General features: G+C 29.3%; 6 protein-coding genes. All 6 read left to right on the top strand.

What is annotated here, in order from left to right; all coding sequences use genetic code 11:
• Positions 1–281: 281 nt before the first annotated feature.
• The 6 genes from H6553_00155 to H6553_00180 all read left to right on the top strand — a co-directional run bounded on the left by H6553_00155 (position 282) and on the right by H6553_00180 (position 5,821).
• Positions 282–1,535, top strand: a complete 1,254-nt coding sequence (locus H6553_00155) for a site-specific integrase (GenBank protein ID MCB9032226.1) — start codon at positions 282–284, stop codon at positions 1,533–1,535.
• 6 nt (positions 1,536–1,541) lie between these two features.
• The gene (locus H6553_00160; GenBank protein MCB9032227.1) at positions 1,542–2,429 is read left to right on the top strand and encodes a hypothetical protein; all 888 of its coding nucleotides are present in this window, start codon (positions 1,542–1,544) and stop codon (positions 2,427–2,429) included.
• Between the two features lie 87 nt (positions 2,430–2,516).
• Complete coding sequence (locus H6553_00165) at positions 2,517–2,873, top strand: helix-turn-helix domain-containing protein (GenBank protein ID MCB9032228.1); 357 nt, start codon at positions 2,517–2,519, stop codon at positions 2,871–2,873.
• Complete coding sequence (locus H6553_00170; protein MCB9032229.1) at positions 2,863–3,165, top strand: hypothetical protein; 303 nt, start codon at positions 2,863–2,865, stop codon at positions 3,163–3,165. Before H6553_00165 ends, H6553_00170 begins: the two co-directional genes overlap by 11 nt.
• Positions 3,166–3,167: 2 nt before the next feature.
• Positions 3,168–5,288, top strand: a complete 2,121-nt coding sequence (locus H6553_00175) for a DUF3987 domain-containing protein (protein MCB9032230.1) — start codon at positions 3,168–3,170, stop codon at positions 5,286–5,288.
• Between the two features lie 251 nt (positions 5,289–5,539).
• Positions 5,540–5,821: a hypothetical protein gene (locus tag H6553_00180; protein ID MCB9032231.1), complete on the top strand. Its 282-nt coding sequence runs from the start codon at positions 5,540–5,542 to the stop codon at positions 5,819–5,821.
• The last annotated feature ends 138 nt before the right edge of the window (positions 5,822–5,959 follow it).

Raw genomic sequence — 5,959 nt, forward strand, 5'->3', positions numbered from 1 at the left:
AAATATTGTGCAAATAAAAAAGCGTTACAATGAAAAAACATTATAACGCCTTAATTATCAAGTGATCGCGGCACGATTCGAACGTGCGACCAACTGCTTAGAAGACATAGGGTAAGTATATTTTATTATATCTGTTTATTTTGATATACTTATAAAAATGCAGTAAATATAGGCATTTTTGAATAATAATTATAAGTTTACTTATCTTTATTATTGGTTTATTTATTGGAAAATTGTGCAAATATTGTGCAAATGGTTATATTTGCACAATAAAAGACAAAATGGAAAAGCCAAATTTTAGAATTTCATTCTATCACGATAAAAGACGTATAAAAGATGACGGAACGTATTCTATAAAACTATACGTGTTTGATACCTTTCAGAAAAAGAAAAAATTATACAATACTATATTTTCATTCACAGAAAAAGAATTTAAAGATATTTGGCAAACATTAAAGCCAAGAAACGAAGACAAGCAAATTAGATTACAGTTACAAGCATTAGAAAATAAAGCAAACGAAGTCGCAAATAAATTAACTGTATTCAACTTTGATGACTTTGAACGTTTGATGTATGGCAGTACAGGGACTAAATTAAATATTAACTATTATTTTGATAAGATAATAGATAAATATCTAAAGAAAGAAAGTATAAGTACCGCATTTAATTACAAAAACGCATTAAATTGTTTATTAAGATTTCATAAGGCTGAAAATATAGATTTTAGGCAAGTAACAAAGGAATATTTAGAGAATTTTGAAAAGTTTTGTATCAATGATGAAAATAAGAGTATTACGACTGTATCAATGTACACACGATGTTTGAGGGCAGTTTTTAATAATGCTATTGATGACAATGTTATTTCAAAAGATATTTATCCGTTTGGAGATAAAAAATATCAAATAAAAACACCTAAGAATATAAAAAAGTCGCTTACAGCCGAACAACTTAGAATACTATTTGAGGGTACACCCTCCACGCCTGAACAGGAAAAAGCTAAAGACTTTTGGTTTTTTTCTTTTTTTTGCAATGGTATGAATATTAAGGATATTTTGAATTTAAAATGTAAAAATGTGGAGGGCGACAAAATAACATTTGTTCGTGCAAAAACTGAAAAAACAACTAAAGAACAAAAATCTATCATTGTATATTTGAATGACTATACAAAAAAAGTAATTGATAAGTACGGAAATATAAAAGGAAACCAAAATGATTTTGTATTTAATATTCTAAACCATTCACAGACTGCAATACTACAACTAAAACGCAAAAATGCATTTATAAGATATGTAACACAGCATTTTTTAAAATATGCTCAAAATTTAGGAATTAATGAACAAATAAGTACATACTATGCAAGACATTCATACGCTACTATATCAATTCGTAACGGTGCAAGTATGGAATTTATAGGGGAAGCATTAGGACATACTGATATAAAAACAACTATAAACTACTTTAAAGGTTTTGATGACGATAAAAAGCGAGAACATAGCAACAAAACTTTTAATTTCTTTATAAATAAAACCACATAAAAGACAATGACAACAAACGAAAAATTAATAAAAAACTTTTGGAGCAACTTTATAAATAAAGATTTTGATGCAATAAGCGAAATACGAAATATTGCAGATAGAGAAAACTACACAGATAAAGAATTAAAAGAAATAAATATTTCTTTTGTTTTTGCTAATATTCTTATGCCTATCAAAAGGCGACAATTACCTGATATTTGTTATAATGCAAAAACACAAAAAGAGATTTTTAAAAGTGGTAAGTATGATAATCTATTATTAGATATAGAGAATGAAGCAACAGAATTAAGAAAAATTGCTTTACATTTTTTACCTCCACACATTTACATAAAAGTTAGAGATTTTACAAACTTTGGTAAAGATTATAAAAGGGACTTAGATATTTATATTAAAGAAAATGATTGTACCGAAATAGATTTCCTTAAAGAACAAATTGATTTTTGTAAAAAACAAAGAGAAACATTAAAAAATATTGATTTGTACCGATTGTTTAAAGTAAGGGTTTCAAAGTTTGAAAAACGTATTAAAGATATACAGCACATTCAACCGATAAATATAAACGAAAGCAGGACAAAGAAAGTAATTTTTGAAACCTTTGATAATATTGATAAACAAGGTTGGAAATATGCTTTTGTATCCGAAGAGGATTTTAATTTATTTGCTGATTTACTAACTAACTTTTTTGAATACAAACCCTATGCATTACCCGAAATAACAATACAACTAAAAAGAACTTGCAAAACAAAAGTTGCAAAAGCATTAGGCGAAATACATAAAGAATTGAGTAATGAAAATAATTTAAGTACCGATACAAAATATTTTCAACTCATTAGGATTTTAAACCACTTTGAAAAAGAAACTAAAGAGGATTTATACAAGGCATTAACAAGGTAAAAAAACAAAAGAAATAAAGAAACCCGTAAATACCACCTTTTTACCCGTAAATACCACACTTAACATTGCAACATAAATTTTTTTGCAATGGAAACATTAACATTTGAGAAATTACCCGAAGCGGTAACAATGCTAACAAAAGAAGTTAGCGAATTGAAACGCCTGATAATTGAAAAGCAGGAACAACCCATACCAAAGCCAACAGAACGGCTTTTAACTATTCAGGAAACTGCAGAACTTTTAAGCCTTAAAGTACCCACAATGTACAGCAAGGTATCAAAAGGAGAACTACCTGTAATGAAGCGAGGAAAACGCCTTTATTTTTCAAGTACTGAAATACTGGAGTACATAAAAGTTGGTCGTAAAAAGTCAAACGCTGAAATTGAGCAGGAAGCAGAAAAGTATTTGCCTAACAATAAAAAAGGGTTGCACTATGGAAAATAACAGAAACAACCCCTTGCATAAAAGACAAGGCAAAGATAAGCATTTTCAAACGCAAATAAAAATCATTTTTGAGTATTTACAGCAACACGTTGCAACAGCTTCAATGGTAGCTGATGCTACTGGAGTAGTACAGAAAAATATTACTCGTTATAAACGTGATTTAGAAAAAGCAGGGAGGTTATGGGAAGTGGAGAAAAAACATTGTAGAAAAACAGGTTTTCGTGCATGGTATATTACTACAAATCTCGAACTAAAACCAAAACACATTATTAACCAACTAACCTTATTCTAATCATGGAAACACTAAATAAATTTTCAGTTTATCACGCACCTATAAAAAATATCTATCCATTTAAAAATGTTACATTGGAAGATGTGCATACAGTCATTACAAGCAATAAATACAAGGCTATTACAAACGAACTAAGGCAAATAACCGATAAACAGCAACAGAATGAATTTAAAGCAACTAAACTCGATTATATTACATTTAGTGGTATTTTCTCAAAACGTGCCAACGATGGACTGGTATATCACTCTAATTTATTTTGCATTGACTTAGATAATCTTAACAATGTAGCAGATACTAAAAGTAAAATATTAGAATTGTTACCACCAGCTTTAATGTTTGTTAGTCCAAGTGGTATTGGTATTAAATTAGTGTATAAGATAAACATTGACGAAGCAAAGCATATCGAGTATTTTAAAGCCTTTGAGAAGTTCTTTAAGGAGCAAATGAGTTTAACCATTGATGACAAATGTAAAGATGTTTCAAGAGCTTGTTTTTTATGTTACGATAATGAAGCATATCTAAATGTAGATGCTCCAATAATAGATATATCTTTCATTGATACATTTTACAGCGAAGTTGAACAAGTACCGCCTATTGAAGTCGTGAGAGAACCAATAACCGACTATGATGTTATTGCTGATAATCTTAAAAAGTGGCTCAATAAAAAAGAAAGTTATGTTAATGGCAACCGACATGGATATTTAACAAAGTTAGCAGGTGCATACAACCGCTATGGCATACCTCAATACTATGCTGAAAATGATATTTTAAGTTTTTGCCAAAATGATTGCAAACAAAGTGATTTACTAAATATTGTAAAAGGTATTTACAAAAGAACCGACTGGCATAATACAGCAAGTTTTGAGATTAGCAAACCTTATGATTTCGCAGATAATGAAACTGAAGTAAAGCCTAAAGCAAAAACACCACAATTACCGATAAATGGCTTACCTGAATACTTGCAAAGTTTTATAAATGAATATGTAGATGTTTACAATGTACCACGTGATTATATTACAGCAAGTGTATTATTTTCAACAGCATTAGCAATAGGTAATAAATTAGAGTTAAAAACTAAATATGATAATATTCCTATACTATGGGTGGCGATAGTTGGTAATGTTTCAAGTGGTAAGACCGAACCGATGAAGACTTGCCTAAGTTATTTCATAAATAAAGATAAAGAAGCATTTTACGAATATAAAATACAAAAAAGTTTATTTGATGCTGAAATGGAGAAACCAAAAAAAGAGCGTGATACCTCTTTAATTCCACCTACCTACTTTCAATATTTACTTAATGACTATACACCCGAAGCACTTTATAATGTACATACAAAAAATGATAGAGGACTAAGTATTTACCGAGATGAATTAAAAGGGTGGGTGGACGATTTCGGACGTTATAATAAAAGTGGCGAACAAAGTACAATACTATCTACATATTACCGCCAACCTATGCAGATAAATAGAGCAGGTGATAAAGACCCTATCTTTATCCATAAGCCTTGTATTTATGTTGGTGGAGGAATACAACCTGATATATTACAAGATTTAGCAAAAGATAATAGAGCAGAAAATGGATTTTTAAGTAGATTTATATTTGCTTATCCTGACTTAGCAGATAAACAGCCATACAGCAATAAAACCCTAAATATAGATACTTTAACGAACTATCATAACTATTTAGATATACTTGCTAATATTCCAGAGATAATCAATTTAAAGCTAAGTGATGAAGCAGAAATAGTTTATGCTAATTGGTATAATGATAATGCAGAAAGAACTAATAATGAACCAACAGGATATTTAAAAGGAGTGTATGGTAAATTAGATGTAATTAGTTTAAGACTTGCTATTGTAGTACACGGTATGCATTTAGTTCGTGAACAAGATACATCAACAGAAATAAGTTCTATAACTATGCGAACAGCAATTGAATTAACTGAATATTTTAGAGCAACAGCCTTAAAAGTGTATCATAAAATATTTAAAAAAAATAGAAGTACTGATGTAGATAAGAAAGATGTAATTAAATATCTTAATTCTATTGGAGCAAGTCAAAACGAAATAGCAAAAGTATTAAAAGTAAGCCAACAGTATGTAAATAAAATTTTGAGATAAGTATCGGTTGTAGGTTGTAGCCAAGCTAAATACAATAATGATAGGCGTTTGAGAAAAAACACCCTACAACCAATAAAAAATGTAAAAATAAATATAGGTTGTACCCTTATTAGGTATTAAAGTCAATGTTTATAGATGTTTAACAAGATTACAACCTACAACCATACAACCTAAAGAAAAATGAAAATATCATTATTCAGAGTTGGTAAAAATTAGAACCTATTGATAAATACAATAAAATACAATAAGATATGCCATTTGAAAAGAATGTAAGTGGTAACCCAAAAGGGAAACCCAAAGGAGCAGTAAACAAGACTACAAGGGAATTAAGAGAAATTATAAATGAATTTCTTAGTAAGAACTTAGATAAAATACAAGATGACTTTGATAAGTTAGAGCCTAAAGAAAAGTTACTTTTCATAGATAAGATGTTAAAACACGTCCTACCGCCAAAAGTGGAGGAAGTGGAGGGAGTGGATATCATACCTGATGAAGTAGTTATAACTATTGTTGATGGTAAGCGTGTCCCATAGATTGAAACTAATATCATTAATAAACCTCCACATTTAAAAAGTTGGTTTGCAAAAGTTCTAAAAAGTAGGCTTTAGAATACAATTATACTTAAAGAAAAATGAAGCATTGATACACCCCTAAAACCTTTCAAATTGTGC

It is taken from the genome of Chitinophagales bacterium (assembly GCA_020636535.1).
Classification (GTDB): domain Bacteria; phylum Bacteroidota; class Bacteroidia; order Chitinophagales; family JADIYW01; genus JADJSS01.